Annotated in this window: 22 protein-coding genes; 5 read left to right on the top strand and 17 right to left on the bottom strand. The window is 66.2% G+C overall.

What is annotated here, in order from left to right:
• Positions 1 to 915 carry a LysR family transcriptional regulator gene (locus ACU4E7_RS13435; protein ID WP_447019148.1) on the bottom strand — a complete coding sequence of 305 codons (915 nt, stop codon included), beginning with the start codon at positions 913 to 915 and terminating at the stop codon, positions 1 to 3.
• A 123-nt stretch (positions 916 to 1,038) separates the two neighbouring features.
• Here ACU4E7_RS13435 and ACU4E7_RS13430 point away from each other — a divergent pair, with 123 nt between their 5' ends.
• Positions 1,039 to 1,869: a DODA-type extradiol aromatic ring-opening family dioxygenase gene (locus ACU4E7_RS13430; protein WP_447019147.1), complete on the top strand. Its 831-nt coding sequence runs from the start codon at positions 1,039 to 1,041 to the stop codon at positions 1,867 to 1,869.
• Positions 1,870 to 1,962: 93 nt separating this feature from the next.
• The gene (locus ACU4E7_RS13425; protein ID WP_447019146.1) at positions 1,963 to 2,367 is read left to right on the top strand and encodes a DoxX family protein; all 405 of its coding nucleotides are present in this window, start codon (positions 1,963 to 1,965) and stop codon (positions 2,365 to 2,367) included.
• Between the two features lie 89 nt (positions 2,368 to 2,456).
• On the opposite strand, the gene ACU4E7_RS13420 is transcribed toward ACU4E7_RS13425, so the two are convergent.
• Positions 2,457 to 3,113: a GntR family transcriptional regulator gene (locus ACU4E7_RS13420; RefSeq protein ID WP_238121445.1), complete on the bottom strand. Its 657-nt coding sequence runs from the start codon at positions 3,111 to 3,113 to the stop codon at positions 2,457 to 2,459.
• A gap of 456 nt (positions 3,114 to 3,569) precedes the next feature.
• Here ACU4E7_RS13420 and ACU4E7_RS13415 point away from each other — a divergent pair, with 456 nt between their 5' ends.
• The gene (locus ACU4E7_RS13415; RefSeq protein ID WP_447019145.1) at positions 3,570 to 5,015 is read left to right on the top strand and encodes an NAD-dependent succinate-semialdehyde dehydrogenase; all 1,446 of its coding nucleotides are present in this window, start codon (positions 3,570 to 3,572) and stop codon (positions 5,013 to 5,015) included.
• Between the two features lie 102 nt (positions 5,016 to 5,117).
• Here ACU4E7_RS13415 and ACU4E7_RS13410 read toward each other — a convergent pair whose 3' ends face one another.
• The 7 genes from ACU4E7_RS13410 to ACU4E7_RS13380 all read right to left on the bottom strand — a co-directional run bounded on the left by ACU4E7_RS13410 (position 5,118) and on the right by ACU4E7_RS13380 (position 14,075).
• Positions 5,118 to 6,182: a heme-dependent oxidative N-demethylase family protein gene (locus ACU4E7_RS13410; protein WP_447019144.1), complete on the bottom strand. Its 1,065-nt coding sequence runs from the start codon at positions 6,180 to 6,182 to the stop codon at positions 5,118 to 5,120.
• Between the two features lie 16 nt (positions 6,183 to 6,198).
• Entirely contained in the window at positions 6,199 to 7,149 is a 951-nt protein-coding gene (locus ACU4E7_RS13405; protein ID WP_447019143.1) for a PDR/VanB family oxidoreductase, read from the bottom strand.
• On the bottom strand, positions 7,146 to 7,733 hold the full coding sequence (locus ACU4E7_RS13400) for a dimethylamine monooxygenase subunit DmmA family protein (RefSeq protein WP_447019142.1): 588 nt from the start codon (positions 7,731 to 7,733) through the stop codon (positions 7,146 to 7,148). Before ACU4E7_RS13400 ends, ACU4E7_RS13405 begins: the two co-directional genes overlap by 4 nt.
• A gap of 11 nt (positions 7,734 to 7,744) precedes the next feature.
• A complete protein-coding gene (locus ACU4E7_RS13395; RefSeq protein WP_238121439.1) occupies positions 7,745 to 9,424 on the bottom strand; it encodes an APC family permease in 1,680 nt (559 codons plus the stop codon).
• A 260-nt stretch (positions 9,425 to 9,684) separates the two neighbouring features.
• A complete protein-coding gene (locus ACU4E7_RS13390) occupies positions 9,685 to 12,009 on the bottom strand; it encodes a DUF1989 domain-containing protein (RefSeq protein WP_447019141.1) in 2,325 nt (774 codons plus the stop codon).
• A 46-nt stretch (positions 12,010 to 12,055) separates the two neighbouring features.
• Positions 12,056 to 12,574 (bottom strand): flavin reductase family protein, encoded by a 519-nt coding sequence (locus tag ACU4E7_RS13385; protein WP_238124998.1) that lies wholly within the window; start codon positions 12,572 to 12,574, stop codon positions 12,056 to 12,058.
• A 94-nt stretch (positions 12,575 to 12,668) separates the two neighbouring features.
• Positions 12,669 to 14,075, bottom strand: a complete 1,407-nt coding sequence (locus ACU4E7_RS13380) for an acyl-CoA dehydrogenase family protein (protein WP_447019140.1) — start codon at positions 14,073 to 14,075, stop codon at positions 12,669 to 12,671.
• A gap of 372 nt (positions 14,076 to 14,447) precedes the next feature.
• Here ACU4E7_RS13380 and ACU4E7_RS13375 point away from each other — a divergent pair, with 372 nt between their 5' ends.
• On the top strand, positions 14,448 to 15,575 hold the full coding sequence (locus ACU4E7_RS13375; protein WP_238120272.1) for an aminomethyltransferase family protein: 1,128 nt from the start codon (positions 14,448 to 14,450) through the stop codon (positions 15,573 to 15,575).
• An 8-nt stretch (positions 15,576 to 15,583) separates the two neighbouring features.
• On the opposite strand, the gene ACU4E7_RS13370 is transcribed toward ACU4E7_RS13375, so the two are convergent.
• Positions 15,584 to 16,360, bottom strand: a complete 777-nt coding sequence (locus tag ACU4E7_RS13370; RefSeq protein ID WP_447019139.1) for a cobalamin-binding protein — start codon at positions 16,358 to 16,360, stop codon at positions 15,584 to 15,586.
• A gap of 60 nt (positions 16,361 to 16,420) precedes the next feature.
• On the opposite strand from ACU4E7_RS13370, the gene ACU4E7_RS13365 reads away from it, so the two are divergent.
• Complete coding sequence (locus ACU4E7_RS13365; protein WP_238120268.1) at positions 16,421 to 18,046, top strand: alpha-amylase family glycosyl hydrolase; 1,626 nt, start codon at positions 16,421 to 16,423, stop codon at positions 18,044 to 18,046.
• Positions 18,047 to 18,689: 643 nt separating this feature from the next.
• Here the strand turns inward: ACU4E7_RS13365 and ACU4E7_RS13360 are convergent.
• The 7 genes from ACU4E7_RS13360 to ACU4E7_RS13330 all read right to left on the bottom strand — a co-directional run bounded on the left by ACU4E7_RS13360 (position 18,690) and on the right by ACU4E7_RS13330 (position 26,764).
• Positions 18,690 to 20,996, bottom strand: a complete 2,307-nt coding sequence (locus ACU4E7_RS13360; protein ID WP_447019138.1) for an FAD-dependent oxidoreductase — start codon at positions 20,994 to 20,996, stop codon at positions 18,690 to 18,692.
• Between the two features lie 204 nt (positions 20,997 to 21,200).
• Positions 21,201 to 22,187, bottom strand: coding sequence for a branched-chain amino acid ABC transporter permease (locus tag ACU4E7_RS13355; protein WP_443265861.1), 987 nt, complete (start codon positions 22,185 to 22,187; stop codon positions 21,201 to 21,203).
• A 10-nt stretch (positions 22,188 to 22,197) separates the two neighbouring features.
• Entirely contained in the window at positions 22,198 to 23,079 is an 882-nt protein-coding gene (locus ACU4E7_RS13350) for a branched-chain amino acid ABC transporter permease (RefSeq protein ID WP_238120264.1), read from the bottom strand.
• 74 nt (positions 23,080 to 23,153) lie between these two features.
• Entirely contained in the window at positions 23,154 to 24,365 is a 1,212-nt protein-coding gene (locus ACU4E7_RS13345; protein ID WP_238120263.1) for an ABC transporter substrate-binding protein, read from the bottom strand.
• A 56-nt stretch (positions 24,366 to 24,421) separates the two neighbouring features.
• On the bottom strand, positions 24,422 to 25,147 hold the full coding sequence (locus ACU4E7_RS13340; RefSeq protein WP_447019137.1) for an ABC transporter ATP-binding protein: 726 nt from the start codon (positions 25,145 to 25,147) through the stop codon (positions 24,422 to 24,424).
• Position 25,148: 1 nt separating this feature from the next.
• Positions 25,149 to 25,922 carry an ABC transporter ATP-binding protein gene (locus tag ACU4E7_RS13335; protein WP_447019136.1) on the bottom strand — a complete coding sequence of 258 codons (774 nt, stop codon included), beginning with the start codon at positions 25,920 to 25,922 and terminating at the stop codon, positions 25,149 to 25,151.
• A 266-nt stretch (positions 25,923 to 26,188) separates the two neighbouring features.
• The gene (locus tag ACU4E7_RS13330) at positions 26,189 to 26,764 is read right to left on the bottom strand and encodes a peroxidase-related enzyme (protein WP_447021633.1); all 576 of its coding nucleotides are present in this window, start codon (positions 26,762 to 26,764) and stop codon (positions 26,189 to 26,191) included.
• Positions 26,765 to 26,944 lie beyond the last annotated feature (180 nt).

Below are 26,944 nucleotides of genomic sequence, written 5' to 3'. Positions count from 1 at the left end.
TCAGCCCGCGCCCACGGCGCGGGACACGCTCACCAGATGCTCCCCCATCCACTGCGTGGCCGGCCCCAACGCATCGCGCACCCGGCGCACCACGCACATGGGCAGGCTCACCGCGGTGGCGCGCCCGTCCCAATCCTGCGGCGTGAGCCGCACCAAGGTTCCATCGGCGAGATCCGCAGCCACCAGGTGCAGCGGCATGCTGCCATAGCCCAGCCCCGCCCGCAGCATGGCGTGCTTGGCGCCCAGGTCGGCGATGCGCCACGTCTGAGTGGCGTGCACCCCCTGGTCGCGCGCGCCGCCGGGCCCCGAACGCTCGGTCAGCACCAACTGCACGTGATCCCGCAACACCTCGGCCGGGATGGCGCCCAGGCGCTGCGCCAGCGGATGGGAAGGCGCGGCCACCAGCGCCAGCTCCACGTCCAGCAGCGGCATCCGCGCCAGGCTCTCCACGTCGCGCGGCGCCGCCACCACGATGCCGAGGTTACAGACCCCGTCCATGACCAGTTGCGCGCTGGCGGAGAGGATTTCCACGTAAAGCCGGGTCTGCACCGTGGGGAAATGGGCGCGGAAGCCTTTCAGCGCCTCCAGCAGCACCGTCATGGGAAACATGGCATCCACCACCAGGGTCAGCTCCGCCTCGAGCCCACCGGCGATGCCACGGGCCTCCATGCGGAAGGCGCCCACCGCCTCGGCGATCCGCCGCGCCCGCGGCAGCAATGCCCGCCCCGCCTCGGTGAGCGCCGGCCGGTATTCGGCCCGGTCGAACAGCGCCGCGCCGGTCTGGTCCTCCAGGCGCCGGACCGCATAGGTGACCGCCGACTGGGCCCGGTTCAGCGCCCGGGCGGCGGCCGAGAAGCTGCCGGTGTCCACCACCGCGAGAAACACCTGGATCTGGTCGAGGGTCAGGCCATCCATGAGACCATCTAAATTTCAGATCATGATGGTCTAAACTTTCCCAGTTTTTTCCGGGAAAGGCCAGTCCCATATTCCCCTCACGACAGCGGCCCCATAGGCCGCGTCACGAGAAAGGGACACACCATGTCCACATCCTCCTCAACCACCGCGCGCCGGTGGCCCACCCTGTTCATCGCCCACGGCGGCGGCCCCTGGCCGTTCATGGCCAAGTCGCCCGATCCGGCGGCGCGCTGGGACGGGTTGGAGGCCTATCTGCGTGGCCTCGACGGCGCCCTCGGCGGCCGGCCCAAGGCGGTGCTGGTGATCTCCGGACACTGGGAGGAAACCAAGCCGACGGTCAATGTCGGCACCCATCCCGGGATGCTGTTCGACTATTATGGCTTTCCCGCCGACACCTACCGGCTGAGCTACCCGGCGCCGGGCGCGCCGGAGTTGGCGGCGCGGGTGAGGCAGGTGCTGGAAGGGGCCGGTATCGCCACCGGTGAGGAAACCACCCGCGGCTACGACCACGGCGTGTTCGTACCCTTCATGCTGATCTATCCGCAGGCCGATGTGCCGCTGGTGCAGCTCTCCCTGGCCCACAGTCTCGATCCGAAGGCCCATCTCGCCCTCGGTCGGGCGCTGGCGCCGCTGCGGGATGAAGGGGTGCTGATCGTCGGCAGCGGCATGAGCTTCCACAATCTGCGCGCCTTCTTCACCCCCGATCGGCGGGTGAGCGATGCGGCCGAGGCGTTCGACAGCTGGCTGACCACGGCTGTGGAGGAGGAGCCCGCCCGCCGCGACGCGGCGCTCGCCGCCTGGGCGTCAGCCCCGGGCGCCCTCATGAGCCATCCGCGCAGCGAACATCTGGTGCCGCTGTTCGTGGCCGCCGGGGCGGCGGGAACCGATGCCGGACACCGGGTCTTCCACGACCATATCTTCGGCAAGGCCTATTCGGGCTTCCAGTTCGGCTGAGCGCCCGCCGCACGGCCCATCCACTTCCCCTCACCCTGACGGCGAGCAGGGCGTGAGCGGGCAGGCCCTCTCGCCGAGACAAGGACCAAGACTATGCTTTCCAACGACTTCTTTGAAACCTGGAGCCCCCGCCTTCTGTCGGTGCTGCGCATCGTGGCGGCGCTGCTGTTCCTCTCCCACGGCACGGCCAAGCTGTTCGGCTTTCCCCATGTGGCCATGTTCGACGGCGTGACCATCGGCTCGCTGTTCGGCCTCGCCGGCATCATCGAGATCGTCGGCGGCGTGCTGCTGGCACTGGGCCTGTTCACGCGACCGGTGGCCTTCATCCTGTCCGGCCAGATGGCGGTGGCCTATTTCATGATGCACGCGCCGCAGAACTTCTTCCCGCTGCTGAACGGCGGTGAGCTGGCGGCCCTCTACAGCTTCCTGTTCCTGTATTTCGCCGTTGCGGGCGGCGGCGCCTGGAGCCTCGACAAGCTGCGCTCCGCCAACGCCTGAGGCATCTGCGTCTCACAAGAAGGCCGCCCTGGCTGAGCCGGGGCGGCCTTCTTCGTTTGCGATCGGCGCGGCAGCGCGGAGCGGGAATCTCACGCGGTGCGGAACATCATGTCCATACGGGTCTCGCTGGCGCGGCGGATGTGGGCGCGCGCGGCCTCCTCCGCCCGCTCCGGCGCATGGGCGACGATGGCGTCCAGAATGCCCCGGTGCTCCTCCAGCGCCGCCGGCGAGCGGCCCTCCGCCTCGAAGGTGGTGCCCGGCAGCAGGGTCAGGGCATCGGAGAGCTGGGCCAGGGCCTGCGACAGGTAGCGGTTGCGCGCCGCCTCGTAGATGGCCTGGTGGAACAGGCGGTTGAAACGGCCGGTCTCGGCCGGGTCGTCCAGCACCTCGGCGCTCTGATCCAGCAGATCACCCATGGCCTTGATCTCGGACGGCGAGGCATATTGAGCCGCGCTGGATGCGGCGGCGCCCTCCAGCACCGCGCGCAGAAAATAGATTTCCCGCACCTGCTGCATGCTGAACTGGGACACGGCGAGGCCCCGCCCCGGCACCAGCTCCAGGAGGCCGTCGGCGGTGATGCGCCGGATCGCTTCGCGAATGGGGGTCCGGCTCACCCGGAAATGCTCGGCGAGGTCGGCCTCGCGCAGCCGCTGGCCCGGCTGGAACTCGCCCGAGCGGATGGCCTCGCGGATCCGCTGATACGCGAACTCCGCGCGGGAAAGGTTGCTGTCGGAAGGCTCGTCCATGGTCTTTTGCCGTCGTATCCGCATGCCGCGACCGCATCCGCGGCACGTCGTATTCGCGCGTATACTGCGACTGTTCGCGGGCGGCACCAAGGCCTGTCTTCCCGCGCGTCCGCGCCCTCGTGTCGCGGCGCCGCCCGCGCGGCCACACTGCGGCCCCTCGGCCGGCGCTTGGATTTCGTGCAGGGTGCGCCTTCCACCGGCCCCTCACAAGCCCCGGCGCTCACGCGGCTGAAGCTACCCTTGCGTCACACCACCCGATGCGCCACGGGCGTGATCGACGGCTAGGGTCCCAGCCATACCCCCATCGCATGGATGGCGGGTCGGCTCCCCTTTTCATGCCTTGGAAGGATGGGCTTCGAGCCCTTCATCCCACCCGCCGGAGCCGCTATAGGTCAGCGCCAGCTGCGCCGCCCCGACGCCGCCGCACAGAATCCAAGACCTTCCGAGGAGCCCCTCATGACAGCCGTCACCTATCCCGACGTTCAGCTCCATATCGATGGCGTGTGGCGTGATGCCGAAGGGTCCCGCCGCATTCCGGTGCTGAACCCGGCCACCGAGGAAGAGATCGGCACCGTCGCCCACGCCTCCATCAACGACCTTGACGCGGCGCTGGAGGCCACCACCCGCGGCTTCGCCGTGTGGCGCAACATCTCCGCTTATGAGCGCTCCAAGCTCATGCGCAAGGCCGCCGACATCCTGCGTGAGCGCGCCGACACCATCGCCCGGCTGATGACCCTGGAGCAGGGCAAGCCGCTTCCCGAGGCGCGCATGGAGACCCTGGCCGCCGCCGACATCATCGACTGGTTCGCCGAGGAAGGCCGCCGGGCCTATGGCCGCGTGGTGCCGGCCCGCGCGCCGGGCATCTACCAGCTGGTCATCAAGGAGCCCGTGGGCCCGGTGGCCGCCTTCACCCCCTGGAACTTCCCCATCAACCAGGTGGTGCGCAAGCTGTGCGGCGCGCTGGCCGCCGGCTGCTCCATCATCGTCAAGGCGCCCGAGGAGACCCCGGCCTCCCCGGCCGAGCTGATCCGCGCCTTTGTCGATGCCGGCGTGCCCAAGGGCGTGATCGGCCTCGTCTACGGCGTGCCGGCGGAAATCAGCGAATACCTCATTCCGCACCCGGTGATCCGCAAGATCACCTTCACCGGCTCCACCCCGGTGGGCAAGCAGCTGGCGGCGCTGGCCGGCGCCCACATGAAGCGGGCGACCATGGAACTCGGCGGCCATTCGCCGGTGATCGTGTTCGAGGATGCCGACGTGAAGGCCGCCGCCAAGCAGATCGCCACCGCCAAGTTCCGCAATGCCGGTCAGGTCTGCGTCTCCCCCACCCGCTACCTGGTGCAGGAGAAGGTGTATGAGGAGTTCGTGGACGCCTTCGTGGCGGTGGCCAAGCAGGTGAAGGTGGGCAACGGCCTCGATGCCGACACCACCATGGGCCCGCTCGCCAACGCCCGCCGCATCCCAGCCATGGAGGCGCTCATCGCCGATGCCCGCCAGCAGGGCGCGACGGTGGCCACCGGCGGCGCCCGCATCGGCAACAAGGGCTATTTCTTCGAGCCCACCGTGGTCACCGGCGTGACCCGCGAAATGCGCATGATGAACGAGGAGCCGTTCGGCCCGCTCGCCATGATGCTGCCCTTCTCCGACTTCGACGAGGCCGTCACCGAGGCCAACCGCCTGCCCTACGGCCTTGCCTCCTACGCCTACACCCGCTCCGCCAAGACCGCCAATGCGGTGGCCAATGCGGTGGAAGCCGGCATGATGACGATCAACCACCTGGGCCTGGCCCTGCCGGAGGTGCCGTTCGGCGGCATCAAGGATTCCGGCTATGGCTCCGAGGGCGGTTCGGAGGCCATCGAGGCCTATCTGAACCCCAAGTTCGTCTCCCAGGCCGGCGTCTGAGCCTGCGGGCGCATCCGGGAGCGTCCCCCACCCCACATGAAGACGGCGGCCATGACGGCCGCCGTTTTTTTTCGTTTCAGCTCCCGGGTCCCTATGGGTGCCTCAGCCGTCCAGCCGGTCCGTATCGGGGGCGATGCCGCTGGAGGTGGGGGCGCCATCGTCCAGTGCCGCCAGGTGCGCGACCACCAGCGGCCGGTAGCGGGTCATTCCCTTGTATTCCGCCAGGTCCGGATGGAGGTCCCGCAGCACCCGGTGCAGGCGCCGCCGCCATTTCGGCACCCGGGCGATATCGCTCACCGAGGTGAGATAGCAGCGGATGCCGAACAGGATGGCGTTGGAGCGCGGCAGCCGGAACAGGGTCTGCAGCTCCACCCGCAGATGAACCTTTTCTGCCACGTTGTCGGCGGTCACCGTGGTGCGGTCCGGACCCCACACCGGGTAGTTCTCCGGCGAGGTGTCGAGCCGCGGGTTGATGGTCATGGTCCAGTTGAGGCGGCGCACCGGCTGGCCATACTGCAGCCGCAGCAGATACTTCAGGGCGCGGTCGAACACCCCCCGGTCATGCGCCACCCCGGGCACCGGCCCATGCCATTCATGGAAGCTCATGCCGATGTTGAATTCCAGCGACCAGTCCGCCTGGGTGGTCACCATGCCACCGTCGACGAACAGATTGTCCTCGCGCTGATCCTGCAGCGTGAAGTCGCCCTGCACCTGACGGGTGATGTATTCAAACGGCGCGCAGGGCAGCGTTTCCGGCTTACCGAAGGTGAAGGTCTGGTGCAGGCCGAGAGGACGGTTGACCCAGGTCCACACGTCCCCCGCCTTGGACAGGGTGAAATGCGCGGGATAGTCCGCCGCCAGGCTCTCCATGATGAGCTCCAGCGTATCCCATTGCGCCGCCATCATATGGGGCAGCACCTGACAGCGCTTGGGGTCCTCCTTGAGCACCCGCTCGCGCTCCCGGCACTCGCCCACATAATGCTCATCGATGTCGAACACCGCCTGGAAGGCGGGGGTGGCACCTCCCTTCACATGAGGCTCGATGTTGACCGAATACATGTATTCATCTTCGGGGAACGGAAAGGGAAAGCGCAGAATGTCTTCCGGCGACTTCTTGTAAGTGAAGGTGTCGCGGAAGGTTTCGGCGGGCTTGAACTGCACGGTCATCGGATCCCTCCACGGTTCACAGGTCAAGCACGAGGCGCGGCCCGCGGGCACGCGACACGCACGGCATGATGAGGGCGCCGGACGCCTTCTCCGCATCGGAAAGGAAGTCGTCGCGGTGGTCCACCTCGCCCTCCTCCACCCGCGTCACGCATTCGCCGCAGGCGCCGCCCCGGCACAGGCAGCGCGCGGCCACGCCCGCCGCCTCGATCGCCTCCAAAAGGGTCTGGTTCTCACCCACCGTCACCTCGATGCCCGAGCGGGTGAGGACCGCCTTGAACGGCAGGCCGCCGGCGGCCGCGCCGAAGCTCTCCTTGTGCACGCTGCCCCTGGGCCAGCCGAGGGCGAGCGCGGTGGTGCCCACCGCATCCATCAGGCTATGCGGCCCGCAGGTGTAGACATGGCTGCCGAGCGGCTGACGCGACAGCAGCCCGGCGAGATCGAACGCCGCCCGGCCACCCCCATGCACGCGGATGTCGGCATCGACCGCATAGGGCGCCAGCAGGCGCTCGAACACCGGCACCTCCTCGGGGGAGGACAGATGGTGCAGCTCGAACCGGGCGCCCCGGGCCTGCAGTTCCGCCAGAAAGGACAGCATGGGCGTGATGCCGATGCCGCCGGCGATGAGCACGTGTTTGCGGGCGGTGGCCGCGAGCGGGAACAGGCTCACCGGCGGCGCCATCTCCAGCACGTCGCCGGCCGCCACATGGGCATGCAGGAAGGCCGAGCCACCGCGCGACTGCGCCACCTTGCGGACGATGATCTCGTAACGCCCACGCGCCCCGGGGGGCGAGACCAGCGAATAGGCATTCTTCATCACCCGCGCGCCATCGCGCAGGGTCAGCATCACATGCCCGCCCGCCGGCGCGGTGGGAAAGGCGCCCCCATGGGCCGGCTCAAAGGCGAAACGCTTGAGGGTGGGCGCCAGCGCGGTAATCTCGCGCACCCGCACAGGGATGGTTCCGGTCATCGGTAGATCTCCTCGGACGGCGGCACCTCGCCGGGCACCTCGGCATCGATCTGCACGGCCATGAAGGCGGCGAGACGCTTGGAGAAGTGATCGCGCACGAACAGCGACGCGCCGCAGCCGGCACAGGTGACGATGGAGGCGGTGATGCCTTCCGAGACGGTGCGGCAGTGAACGCAGAAGATCCGCCGGGCCTGCGGCCCCATCTGGGCGAATTGCATCTCCTGGCGGGTGAGGCCCGCCACCGCGCCGATGTTGAACACATCCCACAGAAACGGCTCGGTGCCGGCCGCGCACAGGCGCAGCCCCATGGTCTCGCGCGCCAGGCGCTCCTCCAGGGCCGAGAACAGCTGGCGGGCGGAGCGGAATGACCGCACGGCCCCCGCAGCCTCGTCCATCACCGGCGCGCCAGGCACCGTGCTGGCATGGGCCACGGTCCATGTCTCGAAGGCGGAGGGGTCAACCCCCTCCGCCATCAGCTCGTCCGGAAGGCCGGCCCCTTCCACCACCAGCAGCGCGTGGCGCGCGGCCGGATCACCGGTGATCTTTCCGTAGGCGGGGCGGCTCTTGATCCCTTGGTCGCTCATCTCGTTCCCGTTCAGTAGACCGCGATGGAATGGGCGACGATGACCACCACCGCGCCCACGAGGAGCGCCAGGTAGGGCAGCAGCCCGGCGCGGGTTCCGGCCCCCGTCTCCGCCTTGAGGTGCATGTCTTCCAGCATGGCCGCCGGGAACTGGCCCTTGTCGGTCACGTAGTGGCGGAAGGCGAACACCGGCAGAATGAGGGCCGAGCACACGAGACCCGTCACCAGCGTGCCCGCGCCCCAGATGTCCGCGCCCATGCCGAGCAGGGCGAGGTTCACATATGCGAGCAGCGTGCCGAGACCGAGCAGCCAGCCGGGCGCCTTGTAGGGCCGCGCCCAGGACGGACGATCGATGCGGTGGATCCAGGTGGCGTTGAGATTGAGGAAGTTGAACAGAATGTAGCAGACATTGGAGATGGCCAGGACAAAGACGTAGTCCGACATCATCAGCAGCACGAGATTGAAGGCGAGATCGGTCCACATGGCCCGGGTGGGCGCGCCGTTCTCGTTCACGTGCGACAAATACTTGGGCAGCCAGCCGTCCACCGAGGCCTGATAGAGGGTGCGCGAGGACCCGGCCATGGAGGTGATGATGGCCAGCATCAGGGCGAAGATCAGCATCACCACGATGACGGTGTGCACCAATGCCCCACCCTTGATCATGCTCGCCATGGCGCTCGCCACGCCCATGCCGGAATAGATGTCGGCATTGAGGATGCCATCATAGACGGCAGGGGTGACGATATTGCCCTGGGCATCGATCACCGCCGGCGTCACCATGTGGCCGAGGCCGAGCACGCCCTGGAAGGCGATAGGCACCAGGGTGAAGACGAAGATGCACAGCAGCCCCGAATAGAGGATCGCCTTGAAGGTATCCGTCTTCGGGTCCTTGAACTCGCGCGTGTAACAGACCGCGGTCTCGAACGCATAGGTGGACCACGCGGCGATGAACAGGCCGCCGGCCATCAGCGTGATACCCGCCATGTTCCACTCACCCGCCACCACCTGGCCGGTGCCATCCTTGGCCAGCGGCGCGAACGGGCCGAGGTTCGCCAGCAGCACATCACCGGTGACCAGCGGCACGAGGCCGATGAGGATGAGGGGCAGCAGCGCCGCCACCCCCAGGATGACCTGCACCCGCGCCGTCTGGCTGATGCCGCGATGCTGGATGGCGAAAGCCACCAGCAACAGCGCCGCCCCCAGGAAGAAGGTGGCGTTCACCCGCAAGGTGAGGCCGCTCTTCAGCCAATTGAGATCAAGCAGGGTCAACGACCAGCTGTTGATGGCGGCATCGGCCGGAAACAGGATGGAGAGCACATAGCCGGCGGCAAGGCCGGAACCGATGGAGAGCACCGGCGACCAGGCGAGCCAGTTGCACCAGACCGAGAACGGCGCCAGGAGCTTGGAATAGCGCACCCAGGCCACCGCGCCATAAACCGAGGCGCCGCCGGACTTGTGCGGAAACAGCCCGGCAATTTCCGCATAGGAAAATGCCTGTATGAAGCCGAACAGGATGGAGACGCTCCACACCACCCAGGCAGGCGCGCCCACGGTGGCGCCGATGGCGCCGATGGAAAACAGCACCAGCGCTGGAACGCCGCTGGCAATCCAGAATGCACCGGTCCAACTGATCTTGCGCTGGAGCGAGCCGGCGTCTGCCGACGGCTCCCCTTCAACCGCGGTTATGGTCATGTTTGATCCCCTCTTGATTGCGGGGAGTTTCTCCATAAGAAAAATTATTGTCAATGACGATATACATCTGACGCAAAGTCAGAGCGAGCATATTTTTTGCTCACATCGGCGCACATTCGGTGCGCACACAGATGAAAGCACACGCAATACATGCGTCAGAAAGACTGACCAAGTTGATCCAGCCTTACGCGCATGTGCCAGCGCCCCCGCGCGGCACTGGCCGGGCGGGGGTGAGCTTTCAAACGGGCCAGACGCCGGGCTCAGGCGCGCACGCGCGTCTTCTGCGGATCGAAGTGGGGAAACGGCACCACCTGCGCGCCGATCCGCTTCTGCAGCCCGTCGAGCTTGCCGATCTCCAGCCGGGTGCCCACCTCTGCCGCCGCCACGTCCACCCGGGCGAGCGCGATGCTCGCCTTGAGGATGGGCGAGCGGGTGGCGCTGGTGACGACCCCCACCTGCGCCCGGCCATTGTAGAGCGGATCGCCGTGGCCCACCGCCTCGTTCCCGTCGATCACGAGGCCCACCATCTTGCGCGCGGGATGCGCCTTCCGCCGCGCCAGCGCCTCCCGGCCCACGAAGTCCTCGTCCTTGTTGGCCACCGCAAAGCCGATGCCGGCCTCGTACGGGTCGGTCTGATCGCAGAAATCATAGCCCGCGAAGACGAGGCCCGCCTCGATGCGCAGCATGTCGAGGGCATCGAGGCCGAGCGGCTTCAGGCCTTTGGGCGCGCCCGCAGCCCACACCGCGTCCCAGACGGCGGCAGCGTCCTGCGGATGACACCAGATCTCGAACCCGAGCTCGCCCGTATAACCGGTGCGGGAGACCACCAGCGCCGGCCCCATGGGTCCGCCGAGCCGCGCCACAGCGAAGCGAAACCACTTCAGCTCCGCAATGGCCGGCTGGGTCGGCGCCGTCCAGATCACTTCCGAGAGGATCTCCCGCGAGAGCGGACCCTGCACGGCGATATTGTGCAATTGGTCGGTGGAGGATTTCACGAAGACCCTGAGGCCCCATTCCGCCGCCTTGTCGCGCAGCCACTTGCCGGTGAATTCCTCGCCGCACACCACGCGGAAATTGGCCGGCCCCAGCCGAAACACGGTGGCATCGTCGATCATGCCGCCATGGTCGTAGCACAGGGCCGTATAAACCACCTGCCCGACCGCGAGCTTGCGCATGTCGCGGGTCACCGTGCGCTGCAGCAGCAGCTCCGCATCCGGGCCCGTGACCTCGAATTTGCGCAGCGGCGAGAGGTCCATGATGGCCGCGCGCTCCCGGCAGGCCCAATATTCCGCCACCGACCCCTCGCCGGTGAAACAGGTGGGCAGCCAGAAGCCGCGATACTCCACGAAATTGCGGGTCTTCTCAGCCACCCGCGGATGAAAAGCGGTCTCGCGCGTCAAACGCGGCTCGGCATCGGCGGTCATGCGGAAGGCGGTTCCCCTGGAGAAGTGCGCGGCACCGTCATAGACGCGCACGTGAATGTCGGTGGGCTCCCAGCCATTGGCGGGGTCGATGTCGTCCGCGCAGGACGAGGTGGCGCAGACGAGATCGGTCAGCGCCCGGAGCAGCACATAATCCCCCGGCCGCGACCAGGGCTCGTCCATGGTGAGCGCGTTGGCGTGGTCGATGCCGGTATTGTAGAAGAAATTGATGGCCGGCCAGCCCCGCTTCGGCCGCACGCCCAAAGGCGCCAGCACCACATTGAAATTGTCGGAGCAATTGGCGTGGCCGGGATAGCCCATGTCTTCATAATATTTGGCCGAGCAGGCCAGGGCGAACGTATCGTGCCGTCCCACCGTGTCACGGATCACCTCCACCAGCGGGATCTGTCGCTCGTCATAATATTTCGAGTGCAGGCCCGGCCCGGGATAGGCGGCGCCCATCAGCGTCCGCGTGGTGGTGGCGTCGAGGCCGAATTCCTCGCCCCGCACGAGCCCCGCCGCATCGAACGCGAGGAAATCGGAGCACTGGCGCCCGGCCACGTCGATGATCTGGATATAGTCGCCGGCCTTGACCCGATAGGCCTTGGCCTGCGCCGCCGGCACCCGCAGGTCCAGGATCACCGGCGCCAACGCGGGCGGCAGCGGCACCGGCGTGCCCGGCCCGCGCGCGATGCGCAGATGCAGCTCGGTGGGCGGGGTCTGCTGGTCCGGCGCCATGGGCGTCCCCGGTGCCGCCACCACCAGGAGCAGCGCAACCGGGGCGGTGAAGCTGAGTGCGGCACCCGGCGCCGTGCCATCGGCCAGCACCAGGTGGCCAGGATGCGCCCGCGGATCCACGCCGCGCTCCGCCAGCACGCGCGCCACGTCGTCGGCCCCTTCTCCGCCACCCTGGCCGGCCAATGCCGCGCCGAGCGTCACCGTGCCGTCGGCCCCGAGCCCGAGCAGCGCTCCGGCAGCCATGCCATCGCAGGCGATGGGAAACAGCAGCGCCGGCTGGCCGCCCTCCGGATCGACCAGGGTGACATGATCGCCGGCGGCGAGCTCCACCACGCGGCAACCGCCGCCGCGCACCACCAGGTACTGGCCCGCAGACGCCCCCGCCGGGGCGCCGATGGCAGAGGACGACACAAGAGGCACGTTCATCACGATCCCATTTCGGCAGCGGGCCCATTGGCCCCGAGAAAGCGGCTCACGCAGCCGCCGCCAGCAGGCGATAGCGGCCGCGGTAGTACAGCAGGGGAGCGTCGTCGCCCTCGGCATGCATGTGCACCACGCGGCCGACGAAGATGATGTGGTCGCCGCCGTCGTAATGGGCGTAGGGCACGCACTCGAAGGTGGCATGGGCGGCGGTGAGCCGGGGCGCCCCGCTGCGGCCCGGATGCCAGTCGGTGCCGGCGAATTTGTCCTCTCCCGCCCGGGCGAAGCGGTTGGAAAGCTCCTGCTGGCTCTCCAGCAGGATGTTCACCGAATAGGCCTTCACCTGCTCCAGCCGGGCCAGGGAATTCAGGGTGCGGGCCATGCAGAACAGGATCAGCGGCGGATCGAGCGAGACGGCGGAGAAGGAATTCACCGTCACCCCCATCAGCCCCTCGTCGTCGCCGGCCATCACCACGGCGATGCCGGTGGCGAAGCGGCCCAGCGCGTTGCGCAGCTCACGCGGATCAAGACCGGCGTCCAGATCAATCGTCGAAGTCGTCACCGTCGGCATGGGCAATGCTCTCTCGCAGCGGATAAGGACACGCCGCCCGCCCCACCGCCGCGCGTGGCGTGCGCGAGCGGCGGGACCGGCGGCGGTGTGCCGTTCAGGCCACCTTGGCGGTGGTCTGCACCTCGGCGAGCAGCTTTTCAGCGAAAGCGCGCTTTTCCAGATCGTCCATCTTCTTGATCTCGTTATTGAGAACACGGGTATTGATGGACTTGTTCCAGTAATCGAGGCTCTCGAACCCCAGCAAGGAGGCCTTGCCGACGAACTGGCGCAGCACCTCGTTGGTGGGCCCCATCACCCAGCCGGCCTTGCCATCGCGCAGATAGCGCTCGATCTGCAGGGCTGGGCGATAGCCGGTGCCACCGGTGGCATGCAGCATCTTGTCGACCACGTGGGCGACATTCTTGGACGCGGTGAACTTCACCTGCCACAGCCAGTGCAGCAGCGCCGAGCGCGGCAAGGCATTCACATCCTCATGGATCGACCAGTCGCAATTGCCGGTCACCTGGTCGAGCGCCGCCGCCATCTGGAAATCGAAGGCCCGGCAGGTGTTGGTGTCCATGATCGCCTCTCCCACATAATCCTGGATGGTGGGGTAGTCGGCGACACGCATGCCCACGTCATTGTGGGTCTTGCGGGTGGTGTGGCGCTTGGCGATGTCGATCACCGCCAGGGAGATACCGTTCCAGCAGGCGGAAGACAGGGTGAGGAAGAAGGGGTCCACCACCTCGTCATTGGACTTGGCGCCATCGCCGATGGGGCCCACCAGAGCCTCCTTGGGCAACACCGCGTTCTCGATCATGATGGGACCGGACTGGTTACCGCGCAGACCCAGTCCATCCCATTCCGAGGGATTGGACCTCACCTCGTCCTTGGTGACGAGGAAGCACGACAGATCCGAATAGTCACCGGCGAAACCGGGGCTGGTGGTCTGGATGATGTACCAGTCGGCAAAGCCGCCGGAGGTGGTCCAGGAGGCCTTCTTGGTCACCTTCCAGCCATCGCCATGGGCTTCGGCCTTGGAGGAGATGGGATACCAGAAGTGCGAGCCGGTCTCGGGATCCGAATAGGACAGGGTGCCGATCAGCACGTCCGTGTCGAGCCGCTTCAGAATATCGGTGAGAATAGGGTTGTCGTGGTGCCGCAACAGAGCGGCGGCGGTGGCGCCGAGGTGCATGGTGTAGCACATGGCGGTGGACGGACAGCCGTAGCGGGCGATGGTTTCCACCACCATGGCGGCACAGACATGGTTCTCGCCGAGCCCGCCCAGCGCCTTGGGAACATTGAGGCCGAGCAGCCCCAGCGACGCCAGGGCCTCGAAATTCTTCCGCGGGTAGATGTATTTCGCGTCGCTTTCGATGGCATTGGCCCGCAACGTCTTCTCACACAGCGCGATGAGCTTGGATTGCAGCTCCTTCTGCGCCGGCGTCAGCAACCATTGCGGATCCCACTCGAAGCCGAGACCCCAAAAGTCTTCCCCACCCCACTTCTTGACATCGGACATGACATGAGCTCCGCCAGGCCGGCCCCCGACCGGACCAGACCGCTGTTGCGCCTTTCGCGACCCGTTCCCCTCAGTGAACTTTTTTGACGCCGCGGAAACACAGTGCCATCGAACGCTTCATGTGCAAGCCCATTGATTGAGCAAGTATTGACCAATTATGGGGCATTTCCTGTTCTGCAATGTTCAGAGACATACGAAGCGATCAAAGCGTATGCAGCAAAACAGAAATTTTCTTATCACGAAAATCAATTGACACAAAATGAGCGTGCTTTCAGGATGCGCCAGCGTCGCGACCGGCGGCGGGCGACCGGAACAGAAACGCCGGAGCGGCGGACAAGATCAGGCCCGCGGGGCCGGCAAGAGGGGATGAGGATGACTGAAACCGTTTGGCGCCAATCCGTTCTCAACGGGCGTCACCGCGAGCTCGGGTCCAAGCTCGAGGAATCCTGGAACAACATGGCGATTCCGCAGCATTATGCGACCTGCCCCGATGAGGAGACGGTGGCGGTGCGCACCCGTGCCGGCCTGATCGACGTTTCGGCGCTCAAGATCATCCACGTCACCGGCAAGGACGCGCTCGCCTTCCTCAACGCGCTGGTGACCGCCGATCTCGCCAAGGTGCCGGCCGGCCGCTCCATGATCGCTTCCATCGTCAATGACGACGGCGGCCTGATCGACGACGTGCTGGTTTATGTGGACGGGCCAGAGACCTTCCGCCTCTCCCATGGCGGCGGCGCCCTCGAAGAGGCCCTGCCGGTGGTGGCGAAGGGCTTCGACGTCTCCTATCAGCGCGACGACGATGTGCACATCCTCTCCCTGCAGGGGCCGAAGGCGCTCGACATCCTCGCCCCCCATACGCCCATGGATCTGAAGGCGCTGCCCTACTTCGGACATGGCAAGACCACCCTGTTCGGGGTGCCGGTCTCCCTCGCCCGGGGCGGCTATTCGGCCGAGCGCGGCTATGAAGTGTTCTGTGCCGCCAAGGATGCGGTGGCCCTGTGGGATCAGATTCTCGAAGCCGGAAAGCCGTTCGGTGCCATGGCCGTCTCGTGGGATTGCCTGGACATCGTTCGGGTGGAGGGTGCCCTGCTCTTCTTCCCGTTCGACATGCCCCATGCCGACACCACGCCCTGGGAAGTCCTCATGGACTGGTCCGTGGACCTCAACAAACCCTCCTTCCGGGGCAAGGAAGCGCTGATCCGCCGCAAGGGCACCGAGCGCACCCATCAGGCGGGCATGGAGGTGCTGGCTGCCACGGCGGTGACTCCCGGCGCCAAGATCCTTCGTGATGGCGTCGAGGTGGGCGTGGTGAACTCCGTCACCTACAGCCGCTACCTGATGAAATCGCTGGCCCTGGTGTCCCTGAAGCCGGAGGCCACCGCGCTCGGCACCGCCCTCACCGTCGCTGACGGCGCGGCACGGCTTGAAGCCAACGTGGTGCGCACGCCCTTCTACGACCCCATGCGCCTGCGCACCCATCCCCTGGATGAGCGCGACTGAGCATCCGCTCAGCGCAGCGCGGCCACGATAGCATCGAGCCCGTCGGTCAGCGCCGCCGGGCCGGGCTGCAGAATGAGCGGCGACTTGATCTCGGTGATGCGGCCGTGCCGCACCGCCGGGATCTCGCTCCAGCCCGGTCGCGCCCGGATCCGCTCGGGCACCACCTTCTTGCCGCACCAGGAGGCGAGGATCACATCCGGTGCGGCGGCGATCACCGCCTGCGACGTCACGCAGCGATCCTTGGCCGCCGGCGCGCCGGAGCGATCGGCAAACACATCGCACCCGCCGGCGATGGTGATGAGCTCCGAGACCCATCCGATGGCGCTGAGCAGCGGCTCGTCCCATTCCTCGAAATAGACCCGAGGCCGTGGCCCCGGCGGCACCGCCGCGGCGATGGTTTCCAGACGTCGCTCATAGCTGGCGACCAGGTGTTCCGCCCGCGCCCGCGCGTCCACCAGCGCGCCGAGAAGCCGGATCATGGCCAGGATGCCGGCGATGTCCCGCTGGTTGAAGGCGTGCACCGCCACCCCGGCCCGCACCAGATCGGCGCAGATCTCAGCCTGCATGTCGGAGAACGTGAGCACCAGATCCGGCGCCAGCGCCAGGATCTTCGGCAGGTCGGCGGAAGTGAAGGCGGACACCCGCGGCTTCTCCTGCCGCACCCGTGGCGGGCGGACCGCATAGCCCGATACGCCGACGATGCGATGGTCCTCTCCCAACAGATAAAGCGTCTCCACCGTTTCCTCGGTGAGACAGACGATCCGCTCGGGAGGAAAGCGACGCATGGAGCCTCCTTGGGGCGCCCCGGGGTTGCCGCGGTGCACGCCCGTGCTAACCTGCCGGCGATGACGCAAGGATCTTCCTGGTGGCAGGGGGCGGTGATCTACCAGATCTATCCGCGCTCCTTCAAGGACACCTCCGCCGACGGTGTCGGCGATCTCGAGGGCATCGTCGCAGCACTCGATCATGTGGTGGATCTCGGGGTGGACGCCCTGTGGATCTCCCCGTTCCAGAAATCCCCCATGCGGGACTTCGGATACGACGTCGAGGACTATCTCGCGGTGGATCCCCTGTTCGGCACCGTGGACGACGTGAAGCAGATCATCGCCGAAGCCCACAAGCGGGGCCTCAAGGTGCTGATGGACCAGGTGCTCAGCCACACCTCGGACCAGCACCCCTGGTTCCGCGAGAGCCGCGCCTCGCGCACCAATGCCAGGGCGGACTGGTATGTGTGGGCCGACCCCAAGGCCGACGGCACCGCCCCCAGCAACTGGCTCTCCCTGTTCGGTGGCCCCTCCTGGCAGTGGGAGCCGCGACGCGGCCAGTATTATCTGCACAACTTCCTGGGCAGCCAGCCGGACCTCAACTTTCACAATCCCGAGGTCCAGGATGCCCTGCTCGACATGTGCCGCTTCTGGTTCGACATCGGCGTGGATGGTTTCCGGCTCGATGCCTGCACCTTCTATTTCCATGACCGGCTGCTGACCGACAATCCACCCGCCGTCGACCGCGAGCCGCCTGGGCTGCTGCGCTTCAATCCTTATACGCTGCAGGCCCACATTCATGACGTGGACCAGCCGGAGACCCTCGGCTTCATGGCCCGCCTGCGCACCCTTGCCGAGAGCTACGACGGCCGGGTTCTGCTGGGCGAGTTGAACCAGATCGACGGCGTGCGCCTGCACAAGGCCTATACGGCGCCAGGGCGGCTGCAACTGGCCTATGGCTTCTTCCTGCTGAATGCCGAGCACGTGGATGGTGCGGTGCTCGGCGACCTGGTGGCCGAGTTGGGCGATCATCCCGGAGACGGCTGGCCGTGCTGGGCGCTCGACAACCATGACGTCATGCGCGCCGTCTCGCGGCTGCGGCAAGGCGCCCACCACCCCGGCTTCACCATCACCCTGCTCGCCGCCCTCTCCTGCCTGCGGGGCGCCCTATGCCTCTACCAGGGCAGCGAGCTCGCCCTGCCCCAGGCCGAAGTGCCGTTCGAGCGGCTGCGCGACCCCTATGGACGCGAATTCTACCCGGCCTATCAGGGACGCGACGGGGCCCGCACCCCCATGCCGTGGCAGGCCGACGCGCCCCATTGCGGCTTCAGCTCGGTGGAGCCCTGGCTACCCATCCCCGACGCCCACCGCCAGATGGCGGTGTCACAGCAGCTGCGCGAGCCCGGCTCGCCCCTCAATCGCCTGCGCCGGTTCCTCGCCTGGCGTCGGACACAGCCGGCCCTGCGCGGCACCTATGAGAAGATCCACGCGGCCGACGGTGGTCTCCTCGTCGTCGAGCGACGGAGCTACGAAACCCATCAGGATGGGGTGCTGTGCCTTTTCAACCTTGCTGACGAGATCCGCGAGGTGCCCCTGGCGGATCTCCCCATGGGTGAGGATCTGACCGGCCACGGCTTCGGAGGGCTGCGGCTGGAGCACACCCTGCAGCTGCCCCCATGGAGCGCGCATTTCACGGCGCTGACCTGACGCGCCGCCGCCGGCCTTGGCTCCAACATCCGGCGAGCAACTGGCCTCACCATCGAAAACCAGTTTGGCGGGACGGCAGGCAGCATCGGGCCGAGATCTCGTCCACGCGCCCAGCCGTCACGCGCCGAACTGCCGCCGATCGAGCGCGACGCACTTTTCTCTTACACCACCATGACTTGCAGACCTGTTCCACGGACCGCCCGCCCCCCTTCCAGGGACGGCTGCGCGCCTTCCGCCAGCGGTATGGAGGTAATATAGAGCCGCCGCAACATTTGCCAAGGTAGACTTACGTTTAGCAACCCACAGATAAATGCCACAAACAAGGCGTTATACAACCAAAACGGAACGTCTTTTCGTTCCTGCGCATGTTGAACATTGCTATAGAGAAGCCATGTTCGCTGAGCACAGTGCTCAACCCGAGAATCGGACGCAGCAGCGGCTGATGATCAAATGCCCCGCGCGCCGCGCGGCACAGATACCCGTGCCAAGCCCTGACCGGCATGGGGAAGCGGGCCGGATGGTGGACCCCCCATGACACCGTCCGGCCCGTGCTTCATTGCGCATCTCGAGCCCGCCAGCCTCACGCATCACCGCAGCACAACCACCTGCCGGATCCCGCAATAGGCGCCAGACCCATACGGCCCTATGCCTCCGGTTCGGCGCCGCCGCTCAGGGTCCGCTTGGCGATGGCATAGCCTTCCGCCTGGTTGTTGCGGATCGCGAGATCGGAGAAATCATAGTCGCGGCTCGCGTGCTCACCGCTCTGGCCGGTGCGCACAATGCGGGTGATGGAGCTGTTGGCGCCATCGCCCATGAGCTGGATATAGGCCGGAATGCGCTTGATCTTGGCCGCTTCCGCATCGTCCAGGAAGCTCACCACATAGTCCACCAGCTTCCGATAGAGCTCGATCTTTTCCCGATAGTGCAGATCGCTCTGCACCCGCTCCGAATAGACGATCTCGTCGCGCCGGGCGAACACTTCCATCATGTTGGCCGGCAAGGCCCGCTTGCCCGAGAACAGATCGACGATGAAGACCCGCTTGCCATCAGGACCGCACCGCTCCAGCAGTAGATCCAGCGGCGAATTGCTGATGATACCGCCATCCCAATAGGCCTTGCCGTCAATGACAGTCCACGGAAACCCCGGCGGCAGGCTGCCGCTGGCGAGCACATGATCCGGCGTCAGATCATCCACATAACTATCGAAGACCTCCAAAGTGGCCGTCGTTACGTCGACAGCACTCATCAGAAGGCGGACCGGACTGTCCTTCAACGTTTTGAAGTCCACATATTTGCTCAACAGCGCGCGCATGGGCGAGGTGTCGTAATAGCTGGTCCAGTTGATCGGCCAGTCCCCCGGCCCCTTGGGTGGCATCACCCAGCGCGGGGTGAAGAAATTGGGCACGCCCAGCGACAAAATCTTGGTGGTGGCCGCGGCCCGTCGCAGATCCTCATAGGCCAGCTCCGGCGTGGTGACCGAGAGATCCGCCCAGAACGATTGCAGCGCTTCGGACGCATGGCCTGGATTGCCGGCGATCACCGCCCCGTTGAGGGCGCCGATAGAAACCCCGGCGACGATGTCCGGGAAGATCCCCCCCTCCTCCAGGGCCTTCACCACACCGCATTCAAATGCGCCAAGGGCACCGCCCCCCTGCAGGATGAGGGCGGTCTGGGTGGGGATGTGGTCGAGCACGAAGCCCGGCTCCCGCAGGCGCTCCTTCACTGCGCCGAGCGCCACGCGATAGCGTATCAACCCTTCCGCCACCCGGATCTCATCCGGCGGCCGCCCCACTGAGAACAGCGCGCGCGGCACATCGCCCTTGAGATAGAATAAAGCGAACGAGCCCTTCTCCAGCGAGCCGCGGGTGATCCAGTTGTCCGCTTCCTCGGGCGATCCCAGCACGTTGAAGCCGATGTCCCCCACCTCGCAGAAGAAGTACGACACCTCGTCATAGCGCAGCCGCCGCCCCAGCATGTTGCGGGCGACCAGGCGGCCCTGCTTCTGGGCATTGTCCCAATGCTGCAAATGCCGGCGCCGCGCGAACACCGGATCATAGAAGGTGGTGACGTCGCCGGCGGCGAACACGGTGGGGACATTGGTGCGCAACTGGGCGTCGGCCACCACATATCCCTCGTCATCCAGGCTGATGCCGCTGCCCTTGAGGAAGTCGGTGGCCGGCGTGACGCCGATTGACACCACCACCAGGTCGCAGGGCACCAGCTGGCCGCCGATGGTGGCCACCTGCTCCACATGCCCACGGCCGCGCACCGCCGCCACCTGCTCGTTGAGCAGCAAGGTGGCGCCCCGCGATTCGGCATAACGCTCGAAATATTGCGACAGGCGCGGCGCCTCCAGATGCGGCAGGAGGCGGGGTCCTCGTTCGATGATGGTCACCTGCAGGCCCGCGGCCAGCAGCGACATGGCAATCTCGAGCCCGAGATAGCTCCCCCCCAGCACCACCGCCCGCTTGGCCTCGGACATGGCGCCGCGAATCGCCTCCGCATCGGAGCGTTGGCGCAGGCTGAACACGCCCGGCAGGTTGGCGCCGGGCGCCTTCAACGCCAGCGGCTTCGCCCCGGTGGCGATCAGCAACTGGCCATAGCCGATCTTTTCGCCCGTGCGGGTGACCACCACCTGGCGGGCCGCGTCCACCCGGTCCACGTGGGCACCCAGCACCAGATCGATGCCGTTCTCCTTATAGAAGCTCATGGGGTGGATGAGCAGGCGCTCGTCCCCGTCGTCACCGAGTAGCAGATGCTTGGAGAGCGCCGGGTGATGGTAGGGCGGCACATTCTCCGCCGAAAGCATCATCACCGATCCGGTGGCGCCCTCCGCTCTCAGGGTGGAAGCGGCGGCAGCGCTGGCGATGCCACCGCCGAGCAGCAGGAAATCGGCGTAGCGCGTGGCGCCGGTCTGGACCGCCTCAGGGGCGAGTGTGCCTGCGTTCATGCCATCTCCTCGCCGGCAGGGGTGATTGCCGTGCGCCCCGACCTCTGGTGCGCTTCGTGGCCCACCATAACGCAGCCTTCATGACGCGCGGCCGAAAAAGGTCACCCCGGCGACCCGGGCGGGGTCCGGCACAAACGAAAAAGCCCGCCCCGGCACACCGGAGCGGGCTTTCAGGTGGCACTCCGGCCGAGACGACGCGGCGCCTCAGCCCGCCTTCTTGGTCCCGTAGTATTTCACGATGGCGATGATCTCACCGACGATGCCGCGGCGGAACAGGGACACGGCGGCGACGAAGATGACGCCCTGGATCACCAGCACCCACTCGCCGAGCCCGGCGAGATAGTTCTGCATGGTGACGATGACCGCCGCACCCACCACCGGGCCGAGGATGGTGCCCATGCCACCCACCAGGGTCATCAGCACCACCTCGCCGGACATCTGCCAGGCGACGTCGGTGAGTGAAGCGAGCTGGAACACCATCACCTTGGTGGAACCGGCAAGGCCCGCCAGAGCCGCCGAAAGCACGAAGGCCAGCAGCTTGTACTGGTTGGCCCGATAGCCCAGCGAGATGGCGCGCGGCTCATTCTCGCGGATCGCCTTCAGCACCTGGCCGAACGGCGAATGGATGGTGCGGTAGATGACCAGGAAGCCGAACAGGAAGATGGCCAGCACCATGTAGTAGAGGTGGATGTCCTGGCTGATGTCGATGAAGCCGAACAGCGGCCGGCGCGGCACCGATTGCAGGCCGTCCTCGCCGCCGGTGAAGGGCGCCTGGAGGCAGAAGAAGAAGAACATCTGCGCCAGCGCCAGGGTCACCATGGCGAAATAGATGCCCTGGCGGCGGATCGCCAGCAGCCCGGTGACGAAACCCAGCACCGCGGCGAACAGCACCCCGGAGAGGATGCCGAGCTCGGGGGTGAAGCCCAGCACCTTCACGGTGTGGGCGCAGATATAGGCCGAGCCGCCGAAGAACATGGCATGCCCGAACGACAGCAGCCCGGTGTAGCCCAGCATCAGGTTGAACGCGCACGCGAACAGCGCGAAGCACATCACCTTCATAAGGAACACAGGATAGACGCCGAACGGCGCCACCAGCAGCACGGCGACGGCCAGAATGCCGAGCACCGTCATCACCGAGGAGGACGCGGGCGCGGCGGCGGCCGGCAGGGTGGAGGAGGAAGAAGAGCTCATGGATGCCGCCTCACTTCGCGGTGCCGAACAGGCCGGCGGGCTTCACCATGAGCACGATGGCCATGATGACGAAGATCACCGTGGAGGAGGCCTCCGGATAGAACACCTTGGTCAGGCCCTCCACCACACCGAGGCCGAAGCCGGTGACGATGGCGCCCATGATGGAGCCCATGCCGCCGATGACCACCACAGCGAACACCACGATGATGAGGTTGGAGCCCATGGTCGGGCTCACCTGGTAGGCGGGCGCGGCCAGCACACCGGCGAGCGCCGCAAGGCCGACACCGAAGCCGTAGGTGAGGGTGATCATGCGCGGCACGTCGATGCCGAAGGCCTGCACCAGGTCCGGCCGCTCGGTGGCGGCGCGCAGATAGGAGCCGAGCTTGGTGCGCTCGATCACGAACCAGGTGACAAGGCAGACCACCAGCGAGGCCACCACCACGAAGGCGCGGTAGTTGGGCAGGAACATGAAGCCGAGGTTGGTGCCGCCGGGCAGCGGATTGTTGTAGGGCAGGCCCGACGAGCCGTACTGCCGGCGGAACAGCCCCTCGATGATGAGGGCGAGGCCGAAGGTGAGCAAGAGGCCGTACAAGTGATCGAGACTGTACAATCGTCGCAACAGCACGCGCTCGATCACCATGCCGATGATGGCGACGATGATGGGCGAGAGCACCAATGCGCCCCAGAACGGAATGCCGAGATAGTTCAGCAGCATCCACGCCCCGAAGGCGCCCATCATGTACTGGGCGCCATGGGCGAAGTTGATGACGTTCAAAAGGCCGAAGATCACCGCGAGCCCGAGGCTCAGCATGGCGTAGAAGGCGCCGTTGATCAGCCCGAGCAGCAATTGCCCGAACAGCGCTTGGGGGGGAATGCCGAGGAGCTCGAACATTTGGGATCCGTCTCAATCAGGAGAGGCGGACCGATCCTGCCGCGCGGGCGGGATCGGTCCGTTTCGGGAGTGGGTCAGCCCTTCTTGACCAGCGGGCAGTCGCTCTCGCTCAGGGGCCGGAAGGCCTCGTTGGCGGGAATGGTGGCCTTGAGGGTGTAGTAATCCCACGGGCCCTTGGATTCGGACGGCTTCTTCACCTCATAAAGGAACATGGGGTGAATGTGCCGGCCGTCGATGCGCACCTCGCCCTTGCCGAACAGCGGGTCGTCGGTGGGCAGCTTCTTCATCTCCGCCACCACCGCGGCGCCGTCCTTGGCACTCTTGAGGGCCTCGACGGCCTTCAGATAGTGCAGCACGCCGGAATAGACGCCGGCCTGCACCATGGTGGGCCGCTTGCCGCCATTGGCCTTGGCGAACTCATCGGCGAACTTGCGGTTGGCGTCGGTCTGGTCCCAGTACCAGGCGCCGGTGAGGTTCAGCCCCTGCGCCGTCTTCAGGCCCAGGGAATGCACATCGGTGAGGAAGATGAGCAGGCCAGCAAGCTTCTGGCCGCCATCGACGATGCCGTATTCCGACGCCTGCTTGATGGAGTTGATGGTGTCGCCGCCGGCATTGGCGAGGCCGACGATCTTGGCCTTGGAGCTCTGCGCCTGCAGCAGGAAGGAGGAGAAGTCCGCATTGTTGAGCGGCACCTTCACTGAGCCCACCACCTTGCCGCCGTTCTCCGTCACCACCTTGGAGGTGTCGCGCTCCAGCGCGTGGCCGAAGGCATAGTCGGCGGTGAGGAAGAACCAGGTGTCGCCCCCGTTCTTCACGATCGCCTTGCCGGTGCCGTTGGCGAGCGCCCAGGTGTCGTAGGTCCAGTGCACGGTGTTGGGCGTGCAGGCCTTGCCGGTGAGGTCCGAGGTGGCCGCGCCGGAATTGATGAAGACCTTGTTCTTTTCCTTGGTGACGCCGGACACCGCCAAGGCCACGCCGGAATTGGGCGTGTCGACGATCATGTCCACGCCATCGATGTCATACCACTGACGGGCGATGGAGGTGCCGACATCGGCCTTATTCTGGTGGTCGGCGAAGATGACATCCACCTTCAGGCCCTTGGCGGCGGCGCCGAAATCCTCGACCGCCTTCTTGGCGGCCCAGACCGAGCCCTGGCCACCCAGGTCGGCATAGAGGCCGGACTGGTCGTTGAGCACGCCGATCTTGACCGGAACCGGGTCGGCAGCCTGGGCCGCGCCGATACCGACGAGGCTCGAGGCCGCCAGAAAAATAGCAGCAAGACGCATGATGTTTCCTCCCGGCCGGACGTTGCCGGCCTTTTCTCTGTCAGGAACCGAAGTCTTCAGACGCCGAGAAGGGCTTCGAGACGCGCCGCGTTTTCTGCGATCTTGTCGTTTTCCACCATGTCCACCACACGGCCGTGCTCCACAACATAGTGGCGGTCCGCGACGGTGGAGGCGAAATGGAAGTTCTGTTCCACCAGAAGCACCGTGAACCCCTTCTTCTTGAGGTCGCGGATGATCTGGCCGATATGCTGCACGATCACCGGTGCAAGGCCTTCGGAAGGCTCGTCCAGGAGCAGGAGCTTGGCCCCCGTGCGCAGGATGCGGGCGATGGCCAGCATCTGCTGCTCGCCGCCCGAGAGCTTCGTGCCCTGGCTGTTGCGCCGCTCTTCCAGGCGCGGGAACAGCTCGTGGATCTCGTCCACGGAAAGGCCGCCCGGCAGCACCACCGGCGGCAGCAGCAGGTTTTCCCGCACCGAGAGCGAGGAGAAGATGCCGCGTTCTTCGGGACAGATGGCGATGCCGAGGCGGGCGATCTTGTTGGGCGCGAGGCCCACCGTCTCGGTGCCTTCATAGCGGATCGAGCCGGCGCGCTTGCGCAGAAGGCCCATGATCGCCCGCATGGTGGTGGTCTTGCCGGCGCCGTTACGGCCGAGAAGGGTCACCACCTCTCCGGGGCGGACATCGAAGGTCATGCCGTGCAGCACATGGCTTTCGCCATAATGGCCGTGCAGGTCCTTGACGCTGAGCAGGGGCGCCTTGAGGGAAGCCTGGGTCTCAGCCATCTCAATGCGCTCCATGTCCGGTGCCCATATAGGCTTCGACCACCTGCGGATTCTTGGAGACTTCCGCATAGGGCCCTTCGGTGAGGATCTCGCCGCGGGCCAGAACGGTGATCATGTCGGACAGGTCCGCCACCACCGAAAGATTGTGCTCCACCATCAAGATGGTGCGGTTGGCCGACACCCGCTTGATGAGCTCCGCCGTGCGGGCGATGTCCTCCCGCCCCATGCCGGAGGTGGGCTCGTCGAGCAGCAGCATTTCCGGGTCGAGCGCCAAGGTGGTGGCGATCTCCAGAGCGCGCTTGCGGCCGTAGGGCAGTTCCACCGCCAGATGCTGGGCATAGGAGGTGAGATCCACATCCTCCAGCAGCGCCATGGCGCGATCGTTCAGCGCGTTCAGCGAGGCCTCGGACTGCCAGAAGCGGAATGAGTTGCCGAGCGGACGCTGCAACGCAATGCGCACATTCTCCAGCACCGACAGGTGCGGGAAGGTGGCCGAGATCTGGAATGAGCGGACCATGCCCATCCGCGCCACATCCGCCGGCGGTGTGCGCGTGATGTCGCGCCCGTTCAGGCGGATGGTCCCCCGGGTGGGGTCCAGAAATTTCGTGATCAGATTGAAGCAGGTGGTCTTGCCGGCACCATTCGGCCCGATGAGGGCATGAATCGTGTGACGACGGATCTTGAGGTTCACGTTCTTGACGGCCGCGAACCCCTTGAACTCCTTGGTAAGACCTGATGCTTCAACGATGTAGGGCACGTCTGAGACAGTGTCCATGACCGATGGGCGCCCTCATTGTCTGGGCCTTGGGGGCGCATGGCGCTCACCCGCGGCGATTTCCTCCGGATCGGCACTTTTGCAGTGCACTTGATCTTGCGACGCACCCTAACCACGGGGCGAGAGGCGCGTCAATCAGACCAGAAGTTGCGACGAGCTCAACCTCTAGCGCATACCTCATAGCACAAAAGGGAATAGAACGAGCGTACGCTCGGAAGATTTTTTCCACCCCGCGCCAGAACCCATCGGCGCGGGGTGGAACGGCCTTACGGGTGCCTCGCCTGGCTGTGATACGCGAGATTGGGGCGCATGTCCGTCGCCGCAGCGATCCTATTGGACATATTGAAGAATCCGGTGACTGCACCAATGTCCCAGATGTCGCGCTCGGAGAAGCCCGCGGCACGCAGGACGGCGCGGTCCGCCTCCTCGATCTCATGCGGACGTTCGGTGAGCTTCACGGCGAAATCCAGCATGGCTCGCTGGCGGGGCTCGAGCCGGGCGGCGCGATAATTCATCACCATCTGCTCGCCGAGAACCGGATCGCCGGACAGCTGCCGCACGGCCGCGCCATGGGCGGTGAGACAGTAATAGCAGCGGTTCACGCTCGACACCGCCACCGCGATCATCTCCCGCTCCAGCTTCGACAGGCCGGAGGGGGCCAGCATCAGATCGTTGTACATGGCGGAGAACGCGCCGAGCTTCGCCATGTCGAATGCATAGGCCTGCAGCACGTTGGGAACGAAGCCGAGCTTCTCCTGGCATTTGTTGAAATAGGCCTCGGTCGCCGCGTCGAAGCGCGCCGGCGGAAGGGGCAGCGCGATGGCCGGCTGATCATCGGCCAGATGCGCCGCAGCGGCGGGAGACGCCGCCCGTTTCGCGGGCGTGCTGGTTTTTTCAGCGGTTGCGCTTTTGGACTTCCCGGCGCGGGAAGACGACTTCACTTTGAGCACCATGAGCGTTGCCTCGTCATCGTTGCGTCGTGGCCTTGTCCCCGAATGCCCGGGCAGTGGCGCACCGCACAC

It is taken from the genome of Xanthobacter sp. ZOL 2024, assembly GCF_052932325.1.
The sequence above is the reverse complement of the archived record's forward strand: the minus strand, read 5'-3'. Positions and strand labels throughout refer to the sequence as shown.

Excerpts from the sequence above, each read along its gene's own strand:
- ACU4E7_RS13405 (WP_447019143.1), bottom strand. The coding sequence starts at position 7,149 with ATGACCGGAACCATCCCTGTGCGGGTGCGCGAGATTACCGCGCTGGCG.
- ACU4E7_RS13425 (WP_447019146.1), top strand. The coding sequence starts at position 1,963 with ATGCTTTCCAACGACTTCTTTGAAACCTGGAGCCCCCGCCTTCTGTCG.
- ACU4E7_RS13400 (WP_447019142.1), bottom strand. The coding sequence starts at position 7,733 with ATGAGCGACCAAGGGATCAAGAGCCGCCCCGCCTACGGAAAGATCACC.
- ACU4E7_RS13385 (WP_238124998.1), bottom strand. The coding sequence starts at position 12,574 with ATGCCGACGGTGACGACTTCGACGATTGATCTGGACGCCGGTCTTGAT.
- ACU4E7_RS13415 (WP_447019145.1), top strand. The coding sequence starts at position 3,570 with ATGACAGCCGTCACCTATCCCGACGTTCAGCTCCATATCGATGGCGTG.
- ACU4E7_RS13380 (WP_447019140.1), bottom strand. The coding sequence starts at position 14,075 with ATGTCCGATGTCAAGAAGTGGGGTGGGGAAGACTTTTGGGGTCTCGGC.
- ACU4E7_RS13340 (WP_447019137.1), bottom strand. The coding sequence starts at position 25,147 with ATGGCTGAGACCCAGGCTTCCCTCAAGGCGCCCCTGCTCAGCGTCAAG.
- ACU4E7_RS13430 (WP_447019147.1), top strand. The coding sequence starts at position 1,039 with ATGTCCACATCCTCCTCAACCACCGCGCGCCGGTGGCCCACCCTGTTC.
- ACU4E7_RS13370 (WP_447019139.1), bottom strand. The coding sequence starts at position 16,360 with ATGCGTCGCTTTCCTCCCGAGCGGATCGTCTGTCTCACCGAGGAAACG.
- ACU4E7_RS13390 (WP_447019141.1), bottom strand. The coding sequence starts at position 12,009 with ATGAACGTGCCTCTTGTGTCGTCCTCTGCCATCGGCGCCCCGGCGGGG.
- ACU4E7_RS13355 (WP_443265861.1), bottom strand. The coding sequence starts at position 22,187 with ATGAGCTCTTCTTCCTCCTCCACCCTGCCGGCCGCCGCCGCGCCCGCG.
- ACU4E7_RS13410 (WP_447019144.1), bottom strand. The coding sequence starts at position 6,182 with ATGACCGTGCAGTTCAAGCCCGCCGAAACCTTCCGCGACACCTTCACT.
- ACU4E7_RS13350 (WP_238120264.1), bottom strand. The coding sequence starts at position 23,079 with ATGTTCGAGCTCCTCGGCATTCCCCCCCAAGCGCTGTTCGGGCAATTG.
- ACU4E7_RS13420 (WP_238121445.1), bottom strand. The coding sequence starts at position 3,113 with ATGGACGAGCCTTCCGACAGCAACCTTTCCCGCGCGGAGTTCGCGTAT.
- ACU4E7_RS13345 (WP_238120263.1), bottom strand. The coding sequence starts at position 24,365 with ATGCGTCTTGCTGCTATTTTTCTGGCGGCCTCGAGCCTCGTCGGTATC.
- ACU4E7_RS13365 (WP_238120268.1), top strand. The coding sequence starts at position 16,421 with ATGACGCAAGGATCTTCCTGGTGGCAGGGGGCGGTGATCTACCAGATC.
- ACU4E7_RS13435 (WP_447019148.1), bottom strand. The coding sequence starts at position 915 with ATGGATGGCCTGACCCTCGACCAGATCCAGGTGTTTCTCGCGGTGGTG.
- ACU4E7_RS13335 (WP_447019136.1), bottom strand. The coding sequence starts at position 25,922 with ATGGACACTGTCTCAGACGTGCCCTACATCGTTGAAGCATCAGGTCTT.
- ACU4E7_RS13360 (WP_447019138.1), bottom strand. The coding sequence starts at position 20,996 with ATGAACGCAGGCACACTCGCCCCTGAGGCGGTCCAGACCGGCGCCACG.
- ACU4E7_RS13375 (WP_238120272.1), top strand. The coding sequence starts at position 14,448 with ATGACTGAAACCGTTTGGCGCCAATCCGTTCTCAACGGGCGTCACCGC.
- ACU4E7_RS13395 (WP_238121439.1), bottom strand. The coding sequence starts at position 9,424 with ATGACCATAACCGCGGTTGAAGGGGAGCCGTCGGCAGACGCCGGCTCG.